This window comes from Paracoccus salsus, from assembly GCF_021556615.1.
Taxonomy (GTDB): Bacteria; Pseudomonadota; Alphaproteobacteria; order Rhodobacterales; family Rhodobacteraceae; genus Paracoccus; species Paracoccus salsus.
Genome location: NZ_JAKGGD010000006.1, coordinates 65,415 through 86,648 on the forward strand (window position 1 = coordinate 65,415; position 21,234 = coordinate 86,648).

Annotated in this window: 19 protein-coding genes and 1 tRNA gene; 10 read left to right on the top strand and 10 right to left on the bottom strand. The window is 65.5% G+C overall.

Annotation, left to right across the window (positions count from 1 at the left end):
* Positions 1-142 precede the first annotated feature (142 nt).
* The 6 genes from L1965_RS12455 to L1965_RS12480 all read left to right on the top strand — a co-directional run bounded on the left by L1965_RS12455 (position 143) and on the right by L1965_RS12480 (position 7,681).
* Positions 143-1,747, top strand: a complete 1,605-nt coding sequence (locus tag L1965_RS12455; protein ID WP_235756774.1) for a peptide ABC transporter substrate-binding protein — start codon at positions 143-145, stop codon at positions 1,745-1,747.
* Positions 1,748-1,852: 105 nt separating this feature from the next.
* A complete protein-coding gene (gene oppB / locus L1965_RS12460) occupies positions 1,853-2,776 on the top strand; it encodes an oligopeptide ABC transporter permease OppB (RefSeq protein WP_235756775.1) in 924 nt (307 codons plus the stop codon).
* Positions 2,777-2,779: 3 nt separating this feature from the next.
* Positions 2,780-3,706: an ABC transporter permease subunit gene (locus tag L1965_RS12465; RefSeq protein WP_235756776.1), complete on the top strand. Its 927-nt coding sequence runs from the start codon at positions 2,780-2,782 to the stop codon at positions 3,704-3,706.
* A 1-nt stretch (position 3,707) separates the two neighbouring features.
* A complete protein-coding gene (locus L1965_RS12470) occupies positions 3,708-4,811 on the top strand; it encodes an oligopeptide/dipeptide ABC transporter ATP-binding protein (protein WP_235756777.1) in 1,104 nt (367 codons plus the stop codon).
* Complete coding sequence (locus L1965_RS12475) at positions 4,804-5,829, top strand: oligopeptide/dipeptide ABC transporter ATP-binding protein (protein ID WP_235756778.1); 1,026 nt, start codon at positions 4,804-4,806, stop codon at positions 5,827-5,829. The genes L1965_RS12470 and L1965_RS12475 overlap by 8 nt, the downstream gene beginning before the upstream one ends.
* 1 nt (position 5,830) lies before the next feature.
* Positions 5,831-7,681, top strand: coding sequence for an ABC transporter ATP-binding protein (locus tag L1965_RS12480; RefSeq protein WP_235756779.1), 1,851 nt, complete (start codon positions 5,831-5,833; stop codon positions 7,679-7,681).
* A gap of 41 nt (positions 7,682-7,722) precedes the next feature.
* Here the strand turns inward: L1965_RS12480 and L1965_RS12485 are convergent.
* The 4 genes from L1965_RS12485 to L1965_RS12500 all read right to left on the bottom strand — a co-directional run bounded on the left by L1965_RS12485 (position 7,723) and on the right by L1965_RS12500 (position 11,143).
* Positions 7,723-7,806: transfer RNA gene (locus tag L1965_RS12485), tRNA-Leu, on the bottom strand.
* 89 nt (positions 7,807-7,895) lie between these two features.
* Positions 7,896-8,855 (bottom strand): lipoyl synthase, encoded by a 960-nt coding sequence (gene lipA / locus L1965_RS12490; RefSeq protein ID WP_235756780.1) that lies wholly within the window; start codon positions 8,853-8,855, stop codon positions 7,896-7,898.
* A gap of 86 nt (positions 8,856-8,941) precedes the next feature.
* A complete protein-coding gene (locus L1965_RS12495) occupies positions 8,942-9,847 on the bottom strand; it encodes a hydrogen peroxide-inducible genes activator (protein ID WP_235756781.1) in 906 nt (301 codons plus the stop codon).
* A 156-nt stretch (positions 9,848-10,003) separates the two neighbouring features.
* Positions 10,004-11,143, bottom strand: coding sequence for a DUF6456 domain-containing protein (locus L1965_RS12500; RefSeq protein WP_235756782.1), 1,140 nt, complete (start codon positions 11,141-11,143; stop codon positions 10,004-10,006).
* A 217-nt stretch (positions 11,144-11,360) separates the two neighbouring features.
* On the opposite strand from L1965_RS12500, the gene L1965_RS12505 reads away from it, so the two are divergent.
* A complete protein-coding gene (locus tag L1965_RS12505; RefSeq protein WP_235756783.1) occupies positions 11,361-11,768 on the top strand; it encodes a DUF6477 family protein in 408 nt (135 codons plus the stop codon).
* Here L1965_RS12505 and L1965_RS12510 read toward each other — a convergent pair.
* Complete coding sequence (locus tag L1965_RS12510) at positions 11,731-13,311, bottom strand: helicase HerA-like domain-containing protein (protein ID WP_235756784.1); 1,581 nt, start codon at positions 13,309-13,311, stop codon at positions 11,731-11,733. The two genes, L1965_RS12505 and L1965_RS12510, sit on opposite strands and share 38 nt — an antisense overlap.
* 426 nt (positions 13,312-13,737) lie before the next feature.
* On the opposite strand from L1965_RS12510, the gene L1965_RS12515 reads away from it, so the two are divergent.
* Positions 13,738-14,547, top strand: coding sequence for an invasion associated locus B family protein (locus tag L1965_RS12515; protein WP_235756785.1), 810 nt, complete (start codon positions 13,738-13,740; stop codon positions 14,545-14,547).
* Between the two features lie 85 nt (positions 14,548-14,632).
* Here the strand turns inward: L1965_RS12515 and L1965_RS12520 are convergent, their stop codons facing one another.
* The 4 genes from L1965_RS12520 to L1965_RS12535 all read right to left on the bottom strand — a co-directional run bounded on the left by L1965_RS12520 (position 14,633) and on the right by L1965_RS12535 (position 18,967).
* The gene (locus L1965_RS12520) at positions 14,633-15,841 is read right to left on the bottom strand and encodes a beta-ketoacyl-[acyl-carrier-protein] synthase family protein (protein ID WP_235756943.1); all 1,209 of its coding nucleotides are present in this window, start codon (positions 15,839-15,841) and stop codon (positions 14,633-14,635) included.
* Between the two features lie 83 nt (positions 15,842-15,924).
* The gene (locus L1965_RS12525) at positions 15,925-16,191 is read right to left on the bottom strand and encodes an acyl carrier protein (protein WP_235756786.1); all 267 of its coding nucleotides are present in this window, start codon (positions 16,189-16,191) and stop codon (positions 15,925-15,927) included.
* A gap of 12 nt (positions 16,192-16,203) precedes the next feature.
* Positions 16,204-17,310: a UDP-3-O-(3-hydroxymyristoyl)glucosamine N-acyltransferase gene (gene lpxD, locus L1965_RS12530; protein WP_235756787.1), complete on the bottom strand. Its 1,107-nt coding sequence runs from the start codon at positions 17,308-17,310 to the stop codon at positions 16,204-16,206.
* A gap of 22 nt (positions 17,311-17,332) precedes the next feature.
* Complete coding sequence (locus L1965_RS12535) at positions 17,333-18,967, bottom strand: L,D-transpeptidase family protein (RefSeq protein ID WP_235756788.1); 1,635 nt, start codon at positions 18,965-18,967, stop codon at positions 17,333-17,335.
* Between the two features lie 301 nt (positions 18,968-19,268).
* Here L1965_RS12535 and mepK point away from each other — a divergent pair, with 301 nt between their 5' ends.
* Positions 19,269-19,829: a peptidoglycan L,D-endopeptidase MepK gene (gene mepK / locus L1965_RS12540; RefSeq protein WP_235756789.1), complete on the top strand. Its 561-nt coding sequence runs from the start codon at positions 19,269-19,271 to the stop codon at positions 19,827-19,829.
* Between the two features lie 190 nt (positions 19,830-20,019).
* The gene (locus tag L1965_RS12545) at positions 20,020-20,616 is read left to right on the top strand and encodes a TetR/AcrR family transcriptional regulator (protein WP_235756790.1); all 597 of its coding nucleotides are present in this window, start codon (positions 20,020-20,022) and stop codon (positions 20,614-20,616) included.
* Here the strand turns inward: L1965_RS12545 and L1965_RS12550 are convergent.
* The gene (locus L1965_RS12550; protein ID WP_235756791.1) at positions 20,613-21,230 is read right to left on the bottom strand and encodes a TetR family transcriptional regulator C-terminal domain-containing protein; all 618 of its coding nucleotides are present in this window, start codon (positions 21,228-21,230) and stop codon (positions 20,613-20,615) included. The two genes, L1965_RS12545 and L1965_RS12550, sit on opposite strands and share 4 nt — an antisense overlap.
* Positions 21,231-21,234 lie beyond the last annotated feature (4 nt).

The following is a 21,234-nucleotide window of genomic DNA, read 5'->3' on the forward strand; positions in this document are numbered from 1 at the left end:
GGCCTGGGCGCGGACCAGAGCCGGCCGCGCCCGACCCCGCCAGACGAACGTGACAAAACCGCTTTAACTCGGGCGGGCTTTGACTAGTGTTCCGCCATTCCGGTGCACCGGCCACCGCGACGCAACCTGGAGGAGCCCCGACATGACCAAGCTGTTTGCAACGACCGCGCTTGCGGCCTGGCTGGCAATGCCGGCCTTCGGCGCGCAGCCCGCCGAGGGCGAGACTTTGGCGGACAGGCAGGAGGTCCGGTACTGGATCCTTGACGCGATCAAGTCGCTGGACCCGCAGCTGACCACGACGCGCACGGATTCCGACATGATCCGGCAGCTGTTCGAAGGGCTGATGAACGAGGACGCGACCGGCGCGATGATTCCCGGCATGGCCGAAAGCCACGAGGTCCGCGACGACGGGCTGACCTATGTCTTCCACCTGCGCGATGCGGCCTGGTCGAATGGCGACCCGGTCACCGCGGGTGATTTCGTCTATGCCTGGCAGCGGGCGGCCAACCCCGAAACCGCCTCGGAATATGCGTGGTTCATCGAGCTGATGAACATCGCCAACGCCTCCGCGGTGGTCAAGGGCGACCTTCCCCCGTCGGAGCTGGGCGTCAAGGCTGTGGACGACCGGACGCTTGAGGTGAGGCTGTCGAAACCGACGCCCTATTTCGTCAAGACCCTGTCGCACGCGACCACCTACCCGGTGCCACGCAAGGTGATCGAGGCCGAGGGCGACGCCTGGACCCGGCCCGGCAAGATGGTGGGCAACGGCGCCTATGTGCTGGACGGCCACGACCTGGGCGTCGAGGCCGTGGCGGTCAGGAACGACCGGTACTGGGACGCGGACAACACCATCATCGAAACGGTCCGGTTCATCACCGTCAATGACCAGAACATCGCCCTGACCCGCTATCTGGCGGGCGAGCTGGACTGGTTCGACTCGCTGCCCGCCGGCCAGTATCCGCGCCTGAAGGAGCAGTATCCCGACCAGGCCGTGACCGTCCCCTGGTCCTGCTCCTATGCCTATCTCTTCAACCTGTCCGACAAGGGCCCCGAGGCGCTGAAGGATGTGCGGGTCCGGCAGGCGCTGGCCTATGCGGTGGATCGCGACATCATCGTGGACAAGGTGCTTCAGGGTGGCCAGACGCCCGCCTATTACTGGACGCACTGGGCGACCGAGGGCTTCGAGGCGCCACAGATCGAGATGGCCGGCTGGACCCGGACCGAGCGGATGGAAAACGCCAGGACCTTGCTGGCAGAGGCCGGCCACGGCCCCGAAAACCCGCTGAACCTGACGATCCAGTACAACACCTCCGAGGATCACAAGAAGCTGGCCGTCGCGGTCCAGCAGTTCTGGAAGGCGATCGGCGTCAACGCGACGCTGGCCAACTATGAATGGAAGGTCCACACCGACCGGCTGCAGAACCAGGATTTCGAGGTCGCCCGCTATGCCTGGTGCGCGGATTACAACGAAGCCTCGACCTATCTCGATTACTTCCGCACCGATGGCTACAACAACGGCAAGTGGTCGAACGCCGAGTTCGACACGCTGCTGTCCCAGGCCTCGACCGCCCGGAACCCTGCCGCGCTGTACGAGCAGGCCGAGCAGATCCTGATCGGGGACATGGCGCTTGTGCCGGTCTATCACTACGCCAAGGCGCAGATGTTCCGGCCCGATCTGAAGGGCATTCCGACCCGGAACGTCATGAGCACCTGGTACGCCAAGGACATGTACCGCATTGCCGAGTAGGCCGCGGCCGCGGCCGGTCCTGGCCTTGATCCTGCCGGAAGGGGCGCCCGCCCCTTGTGGCTTTGGAACGGTTTTCACCCTCTTCTGAAGCGGAGGCTGCACCCGATGTTCGCGTATGTCCTGCGTCGCATGGCGGTGGCGATCCCCACGCTGCTGCTGCTGATCGTGCTGTCCTTCGTCCTGATGCATCTGGCGCCGGGCGGGCCGTTCACGCAGGAACGCGAACTGCCCGCGCAGGTCCTGGCCAACCTGAACGCCAAATACGGGCTGGACCAGCCGCTGTGGCGGCAGATCTGGAACTATCTCTACGGGATCGTGGCGCATTTCGACTTCGGCCCCAGCTTCGTCTATCCCGACCGGACCGTGAACCAGCTGATCGCAGAGGGGTTTCCGGTGACGCTGACCTATGGCGCGCTGTCCTTCCTCTTCGCGGTCGTCGTCGGCGTCGCGCTGGGGGTGGTCGCCGCGATCCGGCAGAACAGCTTTCTGGACTATCTGGCGGTCGGCATCTCGATCGGGGCGCAGGTGCTGCCGAACTTCGTGATGGCGCCGATACTCGTGCTGGTCTTCACGCTGTGGTGCGGGCTGCTGCCCGGCGGCGGCTGGAGCTTTTCGGACCCGCGATTCTGGGTCATGCCGGTGATCGCGCTGGGAACCAGCTACATGGCATCGATCGCGCGCATCACGCGGTCGTCCATGCTGGAGGTGCTGGGCAGCAACCACATCCGGACCGCCCGTGCCAAGGGCATGCCCGAGCATCGCGTCGTCATCCGACACGCGCTGAAGCCCGCGCTGCTGCCGGTCATCAGCTATCTGGGACCGGTCTTCGTGTCGATGATCACCGGATCGGTGGTGATCGACATCTATTTCTCGACCGGCGGCATCGGAAAGGCTTTCGTGGACAGCGCGCTGAACCGCGACTACGCGGTGATGATGGGGGTCACGATCCTGATCGGCGCGCTGACCATCCTGTTCAACCTTGTCGTCGACATCCTCTATGCGTGGATCGACCCCAGGATCAGGTACTGAGCCATGGTGATCGAGCAGGAAAAGATGCGCTCTCTGGCCAGCCGTCTTGGCCAGGAGGAGGTGCGCGGCCGCAGCCCGTGGACGGATGCCCGCAAGCGCTTTGTCCGCAACCGGGCCGCGATGACCGGGTTCGTGATCCTTGTGCTGGTGGCGCTGTTCGCGATCTTCGGCAATGGCCTTGCGGTCTGGTCCAACGAGGACCTGGATTTCGAGGTCATGGGCCAGGTCGCGACGCTGGGTCAGCCTTCGCTGGCGAACGGCCACTATTTCGGCACCGACGATCTGGGCCGCGACCTTTTTGCGCGCACCGTGCAGGCCACGCAGGTGTCGCTGACGGTCGGCGTCGTGGGCGCGGCCATCGCGGTCATCGTCGGCACGCTTTACGGCGCGACGGCCGGCTATGTCGGGGGCCGTACCGACCAGCTGATGATGCGCATCGTCGATATCCTGATGTCGATCCCCTACATGTTCGTGCTGATCCTGCTGCTGGTGATGTTCGGCCGGTCGATCACGATGCTGTTTCTGGGCATCGGCCTGATCTCGTGGCTGGACATGAGCCGGATCGTGCGTGGCCAGACGCTGAGCCTGAAGAACCGCGAGTTCATCGAGGCCGCCCGCGCCATCGGCGTCCCGTCGTGGCGGATCATCCTGCGTCACATCGTTCCCAATCTTCTGGGCGTCGTCGCGGTCTATGCCACGCTGCTGGTGCCGTTGATGATCCTGACCGAAAGCTTCATCAGCTTTCTTGGACTTGGCGTGCAGGAACCTCTGACAAGCTGGGGGGCGTTGATCTCGGAAGGAGCCGGCACGATGAACTACGGCACGCTGTGGCAGCTGGCCTTTCCGCTGTTCTTCTTCTGCATCACGCTGTTCGGCTTCTTCTTCGTGGGCGACGGGCTGCGCGATGCCCTTGACCCCAGGGATCGCTGACATGGCCCTGCTTGCGATCGACAACCTGTCCATCCGCTTTGCCACCAATGACGGAGAGGTCCGGGCGGTCAACGCGGTGAGCCTGACGATCGAGGCCGGCGAGACGGTCGGCATCGTCGGCGAATCCGGCAGCGGCAAGTCACAGCTGGCCTACGCGATCATGGGCCTGCTTGCCAGAAACGGTCGCGCCGCCGGAAGCGTCATCTTTGACGGGCAGGACATCCTGAATGCCCGGCCGAACGTGCTGAACCGGATCCGCGCCGAAAAGATCGCCATGATCTTTCAGGACCCGATGACGTCGCTGAACCCCTATATGCGCGTGGCCGATCAGATGGCCGAGGTGCTGGTGCTGCACAAGGGCATGGGCAAGCGGGCGGCGGTGGCCGAGGCGGTGCGGATGCTGGACGCGGTCAGGATTCCCGATGCCAGGGGCCGGGTGCGGCTTTACCCGCACGAGTTCAGCGGCGGGATGCGCCAGCGGGTGATGATCGCGATGGCGCTGCTTTGCCGGCCACGGCTTCTGATCGCAGACGAGCCGACGACGGCGCTGGACGTCACCGTGCAGGCGCAGATCATGGCGCTGCTGTCCGATCTGCAACGCGAATTCGGCATGGCGATGATTCTGATCACCCATGATCTTGGCGTGGTCGCCGGCTCATGCGAGCGGGTCGCCGTTATGTATGGCGGCCGCATCCGCGAGACCGGGCCGGTCGGCCCGCTGTTTCGCGCGCCGGCCCATCCCTACACGCAGGGGCTTTTGCACGCGATCCCGCGCATCGACCGGACGGACGACGAACTGGCCGCGATCCCCGGAGCGCCCCCGAACATGACCTGCCCGCCGCCGGGCTGCGCCTTCGAGCCGCGCTGCCCCTGTCGCCGCGAAGTCTGCGCGACCGATCGCCCGCCCCTGGAAGGCTTTGCCCCGGGCCGCGCGCGCGCCTGTTTCGCTCCACTCGCCGATGTCCGGGGCCACCGCGAGACGGCGGCGCCGACCACGCCGCGCGGCACGGGGGCGCATCCGCCCGAAAACCGGATTGTCCCGGTTGCGGCCGTCGCGGGCGCGGGCATGGCCGCAACGCCGGGAAGGCTGGACGATCATGACTAAGCCCTTGCTTGAGGTGCGCGATCTGCGCGTGACATTCACGATCAGGCGCCCGGGCGCGATGCCCTGGACGCCGCCGGACCCGCTGCATGCCGTGGCCGGCGTCGATTTCGCGCTGAACCCCGGCGAAACGCTGGGGGTGGTCGGGGAATCGGGATGCGGAAAATCCACGCTGGCCCGCGCGCTGATCGGGCTGGTGTCCGCCACCGGCCGGGCCGAATGGATCGACGGGACGGACCTGCTTGGTCTGTCACCCCGGCAGATGATGGCCCGTCGCCGCGACATCCAGATGGTGTTCCAGGACCCGCTGGCCAGCCTCAATCCGCGCATGACCGTGGGCCAGATCATCGCCGAGCCGCTGACGACCCACCATCCCGGCCTGGACCGGGGCGAGGTCAGGGATCGGGTCAAGGCGATGATGGACAAGGTCGGGCTGCTGTCCAACCAGATCAACCGCTATCCGCACGAATTCAGCGGCGGCCAGTGCCAGCGCATCGGCATCGCCCGCGCCCTGATCGTCGAGCCGAGGCTGATCGTCTGCGACGAACCCGTCAGCGCGCTGGACGTGTCGATCCAGGCCCAGGTCATCAACCTGCTGATCCGGTTGCAGCGCGAACTGGGCCTTGCGCTGATCTTCATCGCGCACGATCTGTCGGTGGTGAAACATGTCAGCGACAGGGTGATGGTGCTGTATCTGGGCAAGGTCATGGAGATCGCCTCGACCGACGATCTCTATGCCAGGCCGCAGCACCCCTACACGCAGGCGCTCATGTCGGCGGTGCCGGTGCCGGACCCGCAGCATGACCCGCGAGAAACCGTCGTGCCGCTGGCCGGTGACCTGCCATCGCCGATGACGCCGCCCTCGGGTTGCGTGTTCCGGACACGATGCCCGCGCGCCCAGGCCACCTGCGCCGAAAGGCTGCCGGCTCTGCTGGGTCAGGATCACCAGACCGCATGCCTGTTCCCCGGCCCGCTGACCGCCGCGGAAATCGCCCGCGCCCGCGCAGCCGAGGCGGCCTGACATGTCCGGCGGCGAGGCCCCCGCAAGTTTTCGCGCCCGGTGGGCGGCGCTGAAGAACCTGCCACCGTTCATTGCGATGGTCTGGCGGGCAAGTCCTGCCCTGACGCTGGCGATGGTGGCATTGCGACTGGCACGCGCGGTCATGCCGGTCGCGATGCTGTGGGTGGGCAAGCTGATCATTGACGAGGTCGTGCGCCTGCTTGCGCTCGAGGCGCGGCCCGACGGCCTGACCGGCTGGTGGCAATCCGGTCTTGCCGAGCAGCTGGCCTGGCTGATCGCGATCGAACTGGTGCTTGCGCTGGCGTCCGACATTCTTGGCCGGCTGGTGACCTATGCCGACGCATTGTTGCAGGAAAAGCTGGTCATCTCGCTCTCGATCCGGCTGATGGATCACGCGGCCGAACTGGACCTTGCCAGTTTCGAGGATGCCGGATTTCAGGATCGGCTGGACCGTGCGCGCCGTCAGACCATGGGGCGCATCCCGCTGGTGAACCAGATCATGCAGCAATTGCAGGACGGGGTGACCGTCATCAGTTTCGGCGCCGGTCTGGTCGTCTACAACGCCTGGCTGGTCGTGCTGCTGCTGGTCGCCCTGATCCCGACGCTGATCGGCCAGATGCATTTCAACGCCGAACTTTACGAGATGAACTGGCGTCGCGCCCCCGAACGGCGCGAACGCGACTATCTGCGGATGATCGGCGCCACGTCGGATTCGGCAAAGGAAGTCAAGATCTTCGGCCTGAACCGGTTCCTGCGCGACCGCTATCTGGAGCTTGCCGAACGGTTCTACGCCGAGAACCGCGCGATCAACCGTCGCCAGCTTGTGGCGATGGCCGTGCTGACCGGGATCGGCACGCTGTGCTATTATGGCGCCTATCTGTGGATCATCGGCCGGACCTTGACCGGCACGCTGTCGCTGGGTGATCTGACATTCCTGTCGGGCAGTTTCCTGCGTCTGCGCGGCCTGATCGAAGGGCTGCTGGCGTCGTTTTCGGGCATGGCGGCACAGGCGTTGTACCTGGACGATCTCTACCGGTTTTTCGACGAGCGACCTGGCATTGCCTCGTTGCCCGATGCCCGGCCCGTGCCGAACCCGATCCTGACGGGCATCACCTTCGAGGATGTCGGGTTCCGCTATCCCGAGGCCGGACGTTGGGCGGTGCGGCATCTCAGCTTTCATCTGCGGGCCGGCGAAACCGTCGCGCTGGTCGGCGAGAACGGCGCCGGCAAGACGACCATCGTCAAGTTGCTTGCCCGGCTTTATGAGCCCACCGAGGGACGCATCCTGCTGGATGGTCGCGATCTGCGCGAATACGATGTGGATCAGCTTCGCGCGGCGATCGGGGTGATCTTCCAGGACTTCGTCCGATACGCCATGTCGGCGTCCGACAATATCGCCGCCGGGCGGATCGAGGCCCGCGCCGATCGCGCCCGTGTCGTCACCGCCGCCGAACGTGCCCTGGCCGATCGGGTGATCGCCAAGCTGCCTGCCGGATACGACCAGATGGTCGGCAAGCGATTCGCTCGTGGCATGGAATTGTCGGGCGGCGAATGGCAGAAACTGGCGATTGCGCGCGCCTATATGCGCGAGGCGCAGGTGCTGATCCTTGACGAACCCACCGCCGCGCTGGATGCCCGCGCCGAATTCGAGGTCTTCCAGCGCTTCAAGGAGCTGTCGGCCGGGCGCACCGCCGTGCTGATCTCGCACCGGTTCTCAAGTGTCCGGATGGCGGACCGCATCATCGTGCTGGAAGATGGCCGGGTGCAGGATGAGGGCACGCATGAAACGCTGGTCGCGCGCGAAGGTCGCTATCGCGAGCTGTTCGAACTGCAGGCCCAAGGATATCGCTGATCGCCGATCAGCGAGCGGTCGTGCCGATGCGGCATGGGGGCTGGTACCCGAGGTCGGACTCGAACCGACAAGCCTTTCGGCGGGGGATTTTGAATCCCCTGCGTCTACCATTCCGCCACTCGGGCCCCGTCATTCGCCTAAGGCCGCGCGCCGGAATTTGCAAGACCTCGCGCGCGATGTCCTGCCCCGTTCACGCCGGGTGCACAGCCGCAGGTCAGGCGCGGCCCAGCTTTTCCAGTCGGGCGGCGCGAAGCCGGGCAAAGTCGTCGCCTGCGTGGTAGGATGACCGGGTCAGCGGCGTCGCCGAGACCATCAGGAATCCCTTGCCATAGGCCGATTTCTCGTAGCCCGCGAATTCATCGGGTGTGACGAACCGGTCGACGCGATGGTGCTTGGGCGAGGGTTGCAGATACTGGCCGATCGTCATGAAGTCGATATCGGCTGCGCGCATGTCGTCCATCACCTGCAACACGCCCTGACGATCCTCGCCCAGCCCCACCATGATCCCCGACTTGGTGAACATCGTGGCGTCCAGTTCCTTGACCCGTTGCAGCAGCCGCAGCGAATGGAAGTAGCGCGCCCCTGGCCGCACCGACGGATAAAGACCCGGCACGGTTTCGAGATTGTGATTGAAGACATCGGGCCGCGCCTCGACGACGGTTTCCAGCGCGCCGGGCCGTGCCTTGAGGAAGTCCGGCGTCAGCACCTCGATGGTCGAATCGGGCGAACGGTGGCGAATGGCCCGGATGGTCTGGGCGAAATGGTCGGCCCCGCCATCGTCCAGATCGTCCCGATCGACGCTGGTGATGACCACATGTTTCAGACCAAGCTTCTGGACGGCATGCGCGACACGGCCGGGCTCGAAAACGTCCAGCGCGTCGGGCCTGCCGGTCGCGACGTTGCAGAAGGTGCATCCCCGGGTGCAGATCTCGCCCATGATCATCATGGTCGCGTGGCCCTGGCTCCAGCATTCACCGACATTGGGGCATCCGGCCTCTTCGCAAACGGTCGAGAGGCGGTTCTCCTTCATGATGTCGCGCGTGCGCTTATAGCCTTCGCTGACCGGCGCCTTGACGCGAATCCAGTCGGGCTTCCTGGGTTGGGCCTGGTCAGGGCGGTGAGCCTTTTCGGGATGGCGCAGGCGCGGCGCCTCGGGGGCAGACAACTCGGTCATGGCAGACCTCTCGCTGGGTTTCGTCCTGTCTAGTCGCAATCCCGGTACGGATCAACGCCGCTCGCCTTGCGAATTCGGACACACTGTCAGTCACCCAGCAGCGTCTCGCCGGCGCGCCGCAGAACCTCGGCCAGGTCATCGAACCAGCCGCCCGCCGGTGTCGAGGCACGGCGCAAGAGCAGGATCCGGCGGGCGGGCGAAGGGTCGGGGAACGCGATCGCGGTCAGGCCGGGCGCGGCCGCGATCTCTTGCCGGCGGGCGATCTGGGGCAGAAAGGTCAGCCCCATGCCCTGGGCCGCAAGCCGGCACAGCGTGGCCAGCGAGGCGGCACCCAGGTCCAGCCGGCCGCTGCGGCGGCTGAGGCCGCACAGTTCCAGCGCCTGATCGCCCAGACAATGCCCCTCGTCCAGCAGCAGCAACTGACCCGGATCGAGGTTGCGGGGCTCGATGGCTGCGCCCTTCAGCTGCGCAATCCGGGTCGCGCTGCCGGCCAGCAGGAACCCGTCCGTGAACAGCGGCGTCGCGATCAGCCCGGGATCCTCGGCAGGCGTGGCGACCACGGCCGCATCCAGACGGCCAGCGACCAGTTCGTCCAGCAGGCGTTCGGTCTGGGCTTCGCGCAGATGAAGATCGCGACCGATGTCACGGGCGCGCAGGATCGGCAAGGCCTCGGGCAGAAGATAGGGCGCCACGGTCGGGATCATGCCCAGCAGCAGGCGGCCGCCCTGCCCCGGCTGGCGCAGCCCCTGTTCCAGCCCCGCCATCACGGCCATGACCTTGCGCGCATCATCGGCCAGCGCGCGCCCGCGCGGCGTCAGCACGACCCCGGCCGAAGTCCGTTCGACCAGTTTTCCGCCCGCCAGATCCTCGAGCGCGCGGATCTGCATCGACAGCGCTGGCTGCGAGACATGGATCGTTTCGGCCGCACGGGTGAAGTGGCCATGCTCGGCCAGCGCGAGGAAATAGCGAAGCTGGCGCAGGGTGATGCTCATAACGGGACCTGATGCAAGGCGAAGGCCGGTTCGAGCATGAATTATCACGAGATGGCGCTGGAAAGGCAATCCGGTCACCAGAAAGGGGCCGCCTTGACGGCGCCCCCTTTCGCATGACGGCCCATATCCGGAACCAGGCTCGCTTGCGGATCGTCGTCAGCCGATCAGCGGCGAGCCGTGACCATAGATCTCGCGGTAATGCCGCTCGAGCCGCATGAGGGCAAGCCGGAGAACGATCTTGCCGGACCGTGCCGACCAGCCCAGACGCCGTTCGGTCATTTCGATACCTTCCAGAAAACAGCACACCCTCAGCACGATGTCGCCCATCCCCGGCCCCAGATCGCGCAGCGCCACGGCGACACGATCGCGTGCGGATTCCGACCCGCCGCGATAGCCCCCGCCGCTGGACGACAGGTCGATCCCGGCCGTCATGAAGCCGTCCCAGTTCTGCGTCACCCGCGGTCCCATCTGCGCCAGTTCGAAATCCTCGCGCAGCCGCTCGCCGGCCCCGACCATGCCCTGCGTCAGGAAGGGCTCGCCGTTCTGGTCGCGGCGGCGCGAAAGGATAAGCAGCGGGCTTTCGGCGATATTCACGCGGGCCGACCTGCGCCGGCCATCCTCGGGATCCTGGATCACCCGATCGTCCCAGATCCGGTGGCGTTCGGCATGGTCGAACCCGGCCTGCGCTTCGGCAAGGCCGGGGGCGGCCTCGCATTCCACGGGTCGGGCATCGCTGAAGTCTTGCGGGCCCGGCACGGCGTTGCGCTGGCGCGGCGAGGTCAGCATCTTGCGCAGCGCGTCGCGACCTGCGGGTGCGATCGCATAGCGCTGCAGCCGCCCACCCTGCCCGATCTGCACGACCCAGCCTTTCAGGGCCATCGTCTCGGCCAGGCTGCGGTCCAGAACGGCGGTGCGGATTTCGTCGCGGGTCACGATGGCCTTTTCCATGCCTGCGGCCGAGGCCATGACCGCGCCCGGCTCGGCCAGACGGCGCAGCACGCGCAAGGCAAGCTTGTCGCAGGCTTCCTGCGGCGGGGCGCCTTTTTCGGACAATGCGCCATCGATCAGGGGATCGTCGCGGCGAGCCTCGAATCGGCGGATGCGCCGCAGGATGGTCGAGGCATGGCAGCCGGCCTCGCGGGCCAGCGCGCGGATCGTCTCACCGTCTTCGACATGGCGCAGATACAGTCTGGCATCCTCAGGCAGATCATCTCGGCCGCCCGCGACGCCACTGATCCGAAATCGGTGCTCCGCGCCCTCTGTGTCGATTGCGAAATCACCGGTCAATATGGTCATGTCTGGTCCCTTGTCGTCCTTGGGCCGCCCGGCAGCTGGCTACCCTGGGTTGCGTTATTTCCTGTGGATGACAGGCTGCTTTCTGCACATAGGCGCAACATTCCCTAACAAATCCTAAAGAAACCTTGGTCCGCCGCGCGCTGCACAGGGTCGGAAAGCAACGCACGTTAAAGTTGTGTGAAGCTGCGATCACCGACAGCCAAGAGGACCGAAAACCATGACAGCGATGCCGAACGTGATCGTCTTCCGCCCCCGCCCCGCCCGTGACGGGCTTCGCCGGCCCGCCACGCTGATCCGCGCCGCGCGCGAGGGTCAGTCAGGCTGGAAACGCGATCGCGACCTGCCGCGCCTGCTGCGCCTGGACGGCTGCGTCAGGCCTGGCGCAGCACTGGCCAGGTTGCGCGCGGAGGAAGCGATGCTGAACGATGCGCGTCTGCGCAGCGATCCGGCCTATGACATGAGGCGCCATGTGCTGCTGATGATCGCCGTGCTGGCCGAGATGCGGGCGGCGGTCGCCGCGGCACCGCAACCGGACGACATCGCCAAGGCCGCGATCGGCGGCCTGCCGCAAGTCGGTGCATCCGCGCTCAGCGGCCTCGGAACAGCGATCCCAGCACACCTCTGACGAGTGCCTGCCCGGACTTCGTCCCCAATTGCCGGGCAAGGCTCTTGCCGAAGGTTTCGGCGATGCTATCCGATCGAGACGACCGGGTGCCGCCGCCGCTGCGCGAGCTTGCCTCGCGAGGAGGTTCGTAGCGGCGGGCATTGCGATATTCCTCGCGCTCCATGTCGAACAGCCCGCCATCGTCCTGGGTGTTCGTCTCGGCCGCGGCGCTGGCTTGCGCTGCTTCCTCGGCTCGCCGCGCCAGCACCTCGTGGGCGGAATCGCGCTCCAGCCGTCTGGCGTATTTCAGCGCCATCGGCGAGGCCTGCATGATCTGGACCCGCTCCGCCTCTGTCACCGTTCCAAGCCGGCTGAATGGCGGCCGGATCAGCGTTCGCTGTGCCACGCCCGGCACGCCCTTGGCCTCGAGCAGCGAGGTCACGGCCTCGCCGGTGCCGACATGCTGGATTGCATCGGCGATGTCGAATTCGGGGTTTGGGCGGTAGTTCTGGGCCGCAAGGCGCAAGGCTTTCTGGTCCTTTGCCGTAAATGCGCGCAACGCGTGCTGCACCCGGTTGCCCAGTTGGCCCAGGATCGTCTCGGGGATGTCCGCGGGATTCTGACTGATGAACCAGACGCTGACACCCTTCGACCGGATCAGCCGGGCCACCTGCTCGACCTTGTCGATCAGGGCCTTGGGCGCGTCGTCGAACAGCAAATGTGATTCGTCAAAGAAGAATGCGATGCGGGGACGGTCGGGATCGCCGATTTCGGGCAACTGTTCGAACAGTTCGGACAGAAGCCACAGCAGGAAGGTCGCGTAAAGCCGCGGCGACGTCATCAGCCGGCCGGCGGCGAGGATGTTGATCATGCCCCGCCCCGATGCGTCCTGCCGGATGATGTCCGCCAGATCCAGCGCCGGTTCGCCGAACAGATTCGCCCCGCCCTGGTTCTCAAGCACCAGCAGCGCGCGCTGGATCGCGCCCACGCTGGAGGTGCTGACATTGCCGTAGCGCAGCGACAGGTCCGTGGCGTTCTGACCGACCCAGACCAGCATCGCCTGGAGGTCCTTGAGGTCCAGCAGCGCCAGGCCCTGCTCATCGGCGACATGGAAGGCGATGTTCATCACGCCTTCCTGCACATCGGTCAGGCCCAGCAGACGCGACAGCAGCAATGGCCCCATCTCGGCGGGTGTCGTGCGGACCGGGTGACCCTGCTCGCCCCAGACATCCCAGAACGTCACCGGGAACGCCTGATAGGCCAGCGTCACGCCGATCTGATCCGCCCGCTTGCGGAACGCGTCATGCAGGCTGGCTTGGTCCGACCCGGGTTGCGAAAGCCCTGCCAGGTCGCCCTTCACGTCGGACAGGAACACCGGAACGCCGGCAAGTGAAAGGCTTTCCGCAAGCGTCTGCAGCGTGACCGTCTTGCCGGTGCCGGTCGCCCCGGCGATCAGCCCGTGTCGATTCGCATATTTCAGCAGCAGCGATTGTGGCTGCGCATGGTCCGCCCCGCCCCCGCCCACGAACACCGTCCCTGCCTGTTCATCCAGAACCGTCGCCATCTTCACCGTCCCGATATCCGGTTATGCGCTGCCGCGTCACTGCGCGTGCGATGCGACAATACAATCTTAAGGGATTTGTGCCATATTGGAATTGTCCGGGATCATTGCCGTGGTACCGGACCTTCCTCCCTGTTGGACTGCCGCGCCCTCGGGCGCGGCTTTTTTTCTTGATCGAACATGACATTCTGGACTGTTGACGGATCGTGATGGCGCAACTAGCGTGCAGCACAATGAAGACCGGCCAGTCCGGCAGGGAGAATACGCTCAAGGCGTTGGGGTCGCAGTCATCGCTGCGGCCCTTTTAAATTCCGACACGCCCAGGACAGGTCAAGCCAAGGTGAAGCTGGTTCGCAATCATGCCGCCTGACAATCGCGCCGATACGTGCTAGGCCGCTGAAAAGCATTGAGCAAAGGGAAGTAATGCACATGCCGATCAAACCCTCGCAGGCGCTGCTGGCGGCGCTGGCCTTCATCGCCGCGCCGGCCTTCGCCCAGGACACCGATCCAGCCGCGCCTTCGGGCGAAAGCGAAACCTCGACCCAGCAGCCGGTCGCGACCGAAGCGGCGCCCGATGCGTCTGCCGAGGATGGCGCTGCCGCGAACACTGCCGCCCCGGCCGAAGACACCGCCGCCCCGGCCGAAGACACCGCCGCCCCGGCCGCAGAGCAGACGCCGGAGGCCGAGACAGAAGACGAGGCTGCTGCGCCCGCCCCGGAAGAAACCGCTTCGGATGAGCCCGCGATCGGCAGCTATTATGTGAAATCGACCGACCAGGACTGGACCACGCGCTGCATCAGGACCGATGAGATCAAGGACCCGTGCGAACTTTACCAGCTGATGAAGGATTCCGAGGGCAACTCGGTTGCCGAGTTGACCCTGATCCCGCTGGCGAACGGCGATGTTGCCGCCGGCGCGACGCTTGTCGCTCCGCTTGAGACCGACCTGGTCGAGGGCCTCGGCTTCGCGGTCGACAGCGGCAAGCCACGCGGCTATCCGTTCAGCTTCTGCGCGCCGGTCGGATGCGTTTCGCGCATGGGCTTCACCAAGGCGGAACTGACCGGGTTGAAGCGCGGAGCCAAGGCGACCGTCACGCTGCTTCCCTTCGGCGGGGACCCCAAGAAGCCGGTCGAGCTGACGCTGTCGCTGTCCGGATTCACGGCCTCGTTCGACGCGCTGTCGGAATATGCTGCTGCACAGCCCGCACCGGCTGCCGAAGCCGAACCGGCCAGCGAATAGGCAAGAAGACAGAGGCCGCCCGTTTCCGGCGGAACGACCAGGCCGCGCCCTTTCGGGCGCGGTGATTCGTTTCAGGCGTCTTCGATCAGACCCGCCGCAGCGCGATCACCGCGTTCAGGCCTCCGAAGGCGAAGGCGTTCGACAGCACCGCATCGACCTTGGCGTCGCGTGCCTCGTTGGGAACCACGTCCAGCGCGCATTCCGGGTCAGGTTCCTGATAACCGATGGTCGGGGCGATCACCCCGTCGCGCAGCGCCATGATGCAGGCCAGCAATTCGACCGCGCCGGTCCCGCCGATCAGATGACCATGCATCGACTTGGTGGACGATATCATCAGCCGGTCGGCATGATGGCCGAACGCATGCGCGACCGCGGCACACTCGGTCTTGTCGTTCGCCGCAGTGCCGGTGCCGTGGGCGTTGATGTAGCCGATCTGTTCCGGGGCCAGCCCGGCATCGTGCAGCGCGCCGGTGATCGCGCGCTCGGCACCCTGCGCCGACGGCATGACGATATCCTGCGCGTCGGACGACATCGCGAATCCGACCACCTCCGCCAGGATATCGGCGCCGCGCGCCCTTGCATGATCGTAATCCTCGAACACGAAAACCCCCGCGCCCTCGCCCTGGACCATGCCATTGCGGTTCGCGCTGAAGGGCCGGCAGGCATCCTTGGACATGACCCTGAGACCTTCCCACGCCTTGACGCCGCCAAAGCACAGCATCGCCTCGGACCCGCCGGTCAACATCACCTGTGCCGCGCCGGAGCGGACCATCTGGAACGCCAGACCCATCGCATGGTTGGAACTGGCGCAGGCGGTTGCGACCGTGAAGGACGGACCGCGCAGCCCGAACTCGATCGAGGTGTGGCTGGCGGCCGCATTGTTCATCAGCTTGGGCACCACGAACGGATGCACACGATTCTTTCCCTCCTCGTAGACCGCCCGGTAATTTTCGTCCCAGGTGTTCAGGCCGCCCCCGGCCGTGCCCAGAATGACGCCCGAGCGCAGCCCCAGCGCGCCCTCGAATTCCAGCCCGGACTGCGCCACCGCCTGCTTGGCCGCAAGCAGCGTGAACTGCGTGAACTTGTCATAGAGCAGGATCTGCTGACGGTTGAAGTAATCCTCGGGACGCCAGTCATGGACCTGCGCGCCGATCTGGATCGACAGCCGATCCACGTCGCGAAAGTTCAGCGCGGTGATCCCGCAGCGGCCTTCGCGGAAGGCCGAAAGGGTCGAGGGAACGTCGTGCCCAAGGGCGTTTATCGTGCCCGCCCCGGTGACCGCGACCCGACGCAGTCCCTGCGCTCCCTGCGGTGCGACCGTGTCGCCCGCAGCCCGCACAGTCCGGGGCATCGTCTTCTTGCCGGATTTCTTCGGGCTCATGCAGCCTTCTGCGACACCAGGCGTTCGACCGCCGCGATGATCGTACCCATGTTGGTGATATCGAAATCCGATTTCTCGGGTTCGTTGGCGTTGAAGGGAATCGAGATGTCGAACTCCTCCTCCAGCGCAAAGATCGACTCGACCAGCCCAAGACTGTCGATTCCCAGGTCCTCGGGCGTGGCGTCCTCGCTGACCTGGTCAGCTTCCAGCATCGCCTGCTCGGCGATGATGGCCTTGATGCGGTATCTGATCGTATTGGTCATGGAGCCTCCTGCTCAGCCCTTTTCCAACAGCCGTGTAACAGTTTCCTGAAGCTTTGCTAGCTGTTGTGCGAAACGCGGCAGACGCCGCATGGCCTTCTGAATTTCCATCTGCGTGTCCATCTTCACGGCCGGGTGTCCCAGGATGACACGGCCCGCCGGTACACGGCTGAAGATCTTGGTCGCACCACCGGCTATCACATCATCGCCGATCTCGATATTGTCGGAAACGCCGCACTGTCCGGCAAGCACGACCCGATTGCCGATCCGCGACGAGCCGGCGATGCCCACATGCCCGCACAGCAGGCAGTCCTGGCCAACAACGACATTATGGCCAAGCTGCACGAGGTTGTCGATCTTTGTCCCCGATCCGACAGTGGTCGCGCGAATGGTGCCTCGGTCGATGGTTGCATTGGCGCCGATCTCGACGTCGTCGCCCAGATCCACCCCGCCAAGCGAATGGATGCGGGTCCAGTGCTGGGCCTTGATGCCTTCGCGCGCACCCAGGGTCCGACGAATCTCCTCGATGCCGGATTCCTCGGGTGTCACGAACGAGAATCCGTCACCGCCGATCACGGCACCCGATTGCAGGATCAGCCGATCCCCGGCACGCACGCCATGCGCGATGCGGGCACCGGGATGGATCAGGGCCTGTTCGCCGATCACGCTGCCGCGCCCGATCGAGACATGCGCCCCGATGCGTGCGCCGGCGCCGATCCGGACATCCGCGCCGATCACCACGAACGGACCGATCGCGGCATCCCCGGCGACGCTGGCCGACGGATCGATGATCGCGCTGCCATGAATGCCGGGGGCGATATCGGGGCCGGTGTCGAATTCCCGCGTCAGGCCCGCCATCAGCACTCGCGGCCGTGGTGCGAAGATCGCGGCCTTCAGCCCATAGTTTTCCGGCTGCATGCCCTCGGCCAGAATCGCCATGCTGCCGGGTTTCAGGGCGCGCGCGTATTTGTCCGCCATGGCCAGCGCGATGATGCCGCCCTCGGCGCCTGCGGGTTCGGTTGCCGCCGGCTCTGCGGCGCCGGTCACCTTCAATGTCTCGTCGCCCCAGCAGCGCGCATCCAGCGCGCGGGCCAAATCACCGACGGTCACGGATTTCGTCATCGCACCCTCTTTCGAGCGCGATCTAATCGCTTTCGCGGCCCAAATCCAGTGCGGCCTTCTGCAAACGATCCCAGACGGCCGCATCGCGCCCGTAGATGTCGTCAAAGAACCGGATCTGGCCGGACGCGTCGGGGTAGGCGGTGAAGTAGACAAGATGCACGGGCAGCTCGGGTGTCAGCGCCAGCCAGGTCTCGCGGCCGCTGTCCAGGGCACGCTGAAACAGGCCAAGCGGATCGGCGCTTTGCGCCGAAAGCAGGTGAGCGGCCAGATCGAAGGGATCGCCCACCCGGACACAGCCATGCGAATAGGCGCGCCGGGCGTTGCCGAACAGATGCTTGGTCGGCGTATCGTGCAGATAGATGTTCCAAGGGTTCGGGAAGATGAACTTCACCAGCCCCAGCGCATTGTCTTCGCTGGGTTTCTGCCGCATGCGATACGGAAAGCTGCCGGCGTCATAGCGCGAGAAGTCGATCCTGTCGCGCGACACGACCTTGCCCTGGCCATCCACGATGTCGAGATGAGGCACCGCATAGCGGTTGGCCTTCAGTCGCGGCAGGTATTCCCTGACGGTGATCGACCGCGGCACATTCCAGCGCGGATTGACCACGACATATTCCATCCGGTCAGAGAATTCGGGCGTCCGCATGTCGTGGTCGGTCTTGCCGACCACCACCCGTGTCCGGAACACCTCTGTCCCGCCATCCATGATCCGCGCGACGAATTCGGGAATGTTGACCCAGACGTGGCGGGCCTGCAGATCGTCGTCGGCCATCCATCGCATCCGCTCAAGCGCGACGGTGATCGCGCGACTGCGCCTGTCATCGGCGGCACCCGCATCCCCGTTCAGCCGGGCGATCGTGTTGGGCCCGGCGATGCCGTCGGCCTGCAAGCCGACGGCGGCCTGGTAGCGGGCCACCGCCTCTGACAGGGCGGCATCGTAGAGCCGCGGATCAACGGATGGGGCCCAGAAGCCGATGCTTTCCAGGCGCGCGCGCAGCGGTTCGACCCCGTCGCCGCGCATCCCGACCCGCCACAATGCCGAGGGCACGCGCGGCAGATCGGCGGGCACCGTCAGGTCCTCGAACCCGGCAAGCGCGCGTTGCAGGGCGAGATAGTCCGGGTGCTGCGGAGAAAGCCCGGCCAGAAAGGCCCGCGGATCGGGCGCGTGCACAAAGTCACGCATGAGACGGGCGGCGTCCGGGCGCGCAACGCTGCGATGGATCTGAGGGTCCGCGTCCGAGGGGCGGATCGCCCCGCCGGTCATGTCGCGCAGATAGCGCAGCAAAGCCCGCGCATGAAGCAGTTCGGCCTCAAGCCCCTGCCCCGCCGATGAAAGCTCTTCGGGCCGGTATCTTGCGGCAGGCAGGCCATGGCTCGGTGCGGCGGCGACCGCCTCGTGCAGCGCGGCCCGCAAGGCAGCACCATCCGTGCCCTGAAAGATGGGCTTGAGCCCGTTGCTTCCATAGAACGCCGCAAGCTGAGGCGCGCCGGCGACGCTTTCGGCGAGGGCCATTTCTTCGGGATGGAAGGTCAGTTGTGGCGCCATTGCAACGCCGGCCCCACGGCCTGACACGAGCGATGCCTGAGCGGACGCAGGTTCGGGCAGGCCGCCAAGCACGACGAGAGCCAGAACGGCAGGTGTCAGGGACAAACGCATCACAACCTCGGAAAAACCGGATTTTATGATGCCATCGCCGCAGGGCATCCGCCAGCGGACCGGCACAATCTTAGCGAGTTTGCCGCCTCGGGTTGCGGCGAAGACACAGCCTGAAACCAAAACGTCACGGTGGCGTCGATCGGCGGGATTCTGCCTATGCGGGTAAAATCCTGCGGCATCGGGTACGAAAACTGTTCCTCGACACACGATCTTTTGACATATTGTTAGGAAGTTGGGGATAAACCCGACGAAGTCGCGCCAGAACGCGGCGACCAGAATGAAGCAGGACAGGCGATCCGACATGACAATGAATCTTCTATCGCGCCGCGGCATCCTTGGTGTGTTCGCAGCAACAGGCGTGGCCGCCGCTCCGGTGATGGCCAACGCATTCGGCTTTCTTCGCGGGGCGGGCGACATGCGGCGTATCCGCATGTATAGCGGCCGGACCGGCGAAAGCCTCGACACCGTGTATTGGGTCGATGGCAAATACATCCGCGAAGCCCTGAACGAAATCAACATCTTCATGCGCGACTGGCGGACCGGGACGGCAATCGGGATCGACCCGCGCGCCATCGACGTTGCCGCCGCCTCGCACCGGTTGCTGCAGACCAACGAACCCTACATGATGCTGTCGGGCTATCGATCCCCCCAGACCAATGCCATGCTGCGCCGCAGCTCTGGCGGGGTTGCCAGGAACTCGCTGCACATGACCGGCAAGGCCGCCGATCTGCGGCTCAAGTCGCGCTCGGTCGGTCAGATGTTCCAGGCCGCGAAAGCCTGCAATGCCGGGGGCGTGGGCAAATACAGCCGGTCGAATTTCGTCCACATGGATTGCGGTCCGGTCCGCACCTGGGGCGCCTGAAGCGCGCAGCCCGAAGACATGTGCCGCTGCCCGCCTTGTCCTGCGCGGGCGGCGTGTTTCTGCTTGATGTCTCAGCCGATTCAGTGCTTTGGCTCAGGTGACGCAAACGCACGAATGCTTGACGCCGCTTGCCCCTCCGGGAACGCTGTGCTGCACTCGGCCCACCAGCAGATCGGACGACCCCCAGGACATGAGCCCACAGACAACCCGCCGCTTTCGCACAGCCAAGAAAATTCAGGCGGCCGCCGTCGCGCTTGCGGTCCGGGACGGGCTCTCCAACGTCACCACCGAGGCGATCGCCCGCGAAGCCGGGATCAGCACCCGCACCTTCTTCAACTATTACCCCTACAAGGAAGCCGCGCTGGCCGGCCCTCCGCCCGACTACCCGTCCGAGGCGGCCGAACGATTCGTGGCAGGCAGCGGCTCGCTCATCGATGATCTGGAACAGTTGATCGAGGCGCATCTCGCCCGCTTCCTGTCCGAGCGCGAGATGTTGGCGCACATGTTTCGCCTGGCCGAGACCGACGCCAAGCTTGGGGCCTTGCGAAACAGCGCCGTGATGGCGCGTCGGGCGCAGATGCGCGAATTGCTGAGCCGCCGGATGCCGCGCGCGGACGGTCGCATGGTCGAGATCCTGGCAGCCGCGATCATCGCCGCGACGAACGCCGCCACCAAGGACTGGCTTTCCGGCGAAAGGAACGACTTCATCGCCGCCGCGCGCCACAATCTGGCATTGATCCTGCCCGCAGCCGAAATGCTGAAATCCACGACGGGCCGCGCCCTCTAGGTCGCCAGCATCCGCCGGAACAGGTTTTCCAGGAACACCTGGGCCTCGGCATAGGGATCGTGGCCCGGTCCCAGAACCGCGCGCACCTGCACCTCGAAATCGGCGTAATGCTGGGTCAGCGCCCAGATCGAGAAGATCAGGTGATGCGGATCGACCTTGGCCAGCCTTCCCTCGTCGATCCATCCGGTCAGGACCGCGACGGTTTCATCGACAAGATCGCGCAGGCGCCCGCCCAGGATCTCGCTCAGATGCGGGGCGCCCTGAAGCACCTCATAGGCAAACAGGCGGCTTTCGCGGGGAAAGTCGCGCGACATGTCAAGCTTGGTCGAGACATAGCGCAGCACCTCGTCCAGCGGCTCGCCATCGGGATCGAGGCTCAGCATCGGCGCCAGCCACAGATCCAGCAGCGCCGTCAGCAGAGTCTTGTGGATCTCGTCCTTCGAACCGAAATAATACAGCACGTTGGGCTTGGACAGGCCCGCCTCCTCGGCGATCTGGTCGATCGTCGCGCCGCGAAACCCGTTGGCGGAAAAGGCCGTCAGCGCGCCCTCCAGAATTCGTTCGCGGTTCCTTTGCTGGATCCGCGTGAGTTGAGGACCATTCTGATCTGTCATCGCT

Coding starts and splice junctions, on each gene's coding strand:
- L1965_RS12455 (WP_235756774.1), top strand. CDS start 143: ATGACCAAGCTGTTTGCAACGACCGCGCTTGCGGCCTGGCTGGCAATG.
- L1965_RS12480 (WP_235756779.1), top strand. CDS start 5,831: ATGTCCGGCGGCGAGGCCCCCGCAAGTTTTCGCGCCCGGTGGGCGGCG.
- L1965_RS12495 (WP_235756781.1), bottom strand. CDS start 9,847: ATGAGCATCACCCTGCGCCAGCTTCGCTATTTCCTCGCGCTGGCCGAG.
- L1965_RS12470 (WP_235756777.1), top strand. CDS start 3,708: ATGGCCCTGCTTGCGATCGACAACCTGTCCATCCGCTTTGCCACCAAT.
- L1965_RS12510 (WP_235756784.1), bottom strand. CDS start 13,311: ATGGCGACGGTTCTGGATGAACAGGCAGGGACGGTGTTCGTGGGCGGG.
- L1965_RS12505 (WP_235756783.1), top strand. CDS start 11,361: ATGACAGCGATGCCGAACGTGATCGTCTTCCGCCCCCGCCCCGCCCGT.
- oppB (WP_235756775.1), top strand. CDS start 1,853: ATGTTCGCGTATGTCCTGCGTCGCATGGCGGTGGCGATCCCCACGCTG.
- L1965_RS12535 (WP_235756788.1), bottom strand. CDS start 18,967: ATGCGTTTGTCCCTGACACCTGCCGTTCTGGCTCTCGTCGTGCTTGGC.
- L1965_RS12515 (WP_235756785.1), top strand. CDS start 13,738: ATGCCGATCAAACCCTCGCAGGCGCTGCTGGCGGCGCTGGCCTTCATC.
- lipA (WP_235756780.1), bottom strand. CDS start 8,855: ATGACCGAGTTGTCTGCCCCCGAGGCGCCGCGCCTGCGCCATCCCGAA.
- L1965_RS12545 (WP_235756790.1), top strand. CDS start 20,020: ATGAGCCCACAGACAACCCGCCGCTTTCGCACAGCCAAGAAAATTCAG.
- lpxD (WP_235756787.1), bottom strand. CDS start 17,310: ATGACGAAATCCGTGACCGTCGGTGATTTGGCCCGCGCGCTGGATGCG.
- L1965_RS12465 (WP_235756776.1), top strand. CDS start 2,780: ATGGTGATCGAGCAGGAAAAGATGCGCTCTCTGGCCAGCCGTCTTGGC.
- L1965_RS12525 (WP_235756786.1), bottom strand. CDS start 16,191: ATGACCAATACGATCAGATACCGCATCAAGGCCATCATCGCCGAGCAG.
- L1965_RS12500 (WP_235756782.1), bottom strand. CDS start 11,143: ATGACCATATTGACCGGTGATTTCGCAATCGACACAGAGGGCGCGGAG.
- mepK (WP_235756789.1), top strand. CDS start 19,269: ATGACAATGAATCTTCTATCGCGCCGCGGCATCCTTGGTGTGTTCGCA.
- L1965_RS12475 (WP_235756778.1), top strand. CDS start 4,804: ATGACTAAGCCCTTGCTTGAGGTGCGCGATCTGCGCGTGACATTCACG.
- L1965_RS12550 (WP_235756791.1), bottom strand. CDS start 21,230: ATGACAGATCAGAATGGTCCTCAACTCACGCGGATCCAGCAAAGGAAC.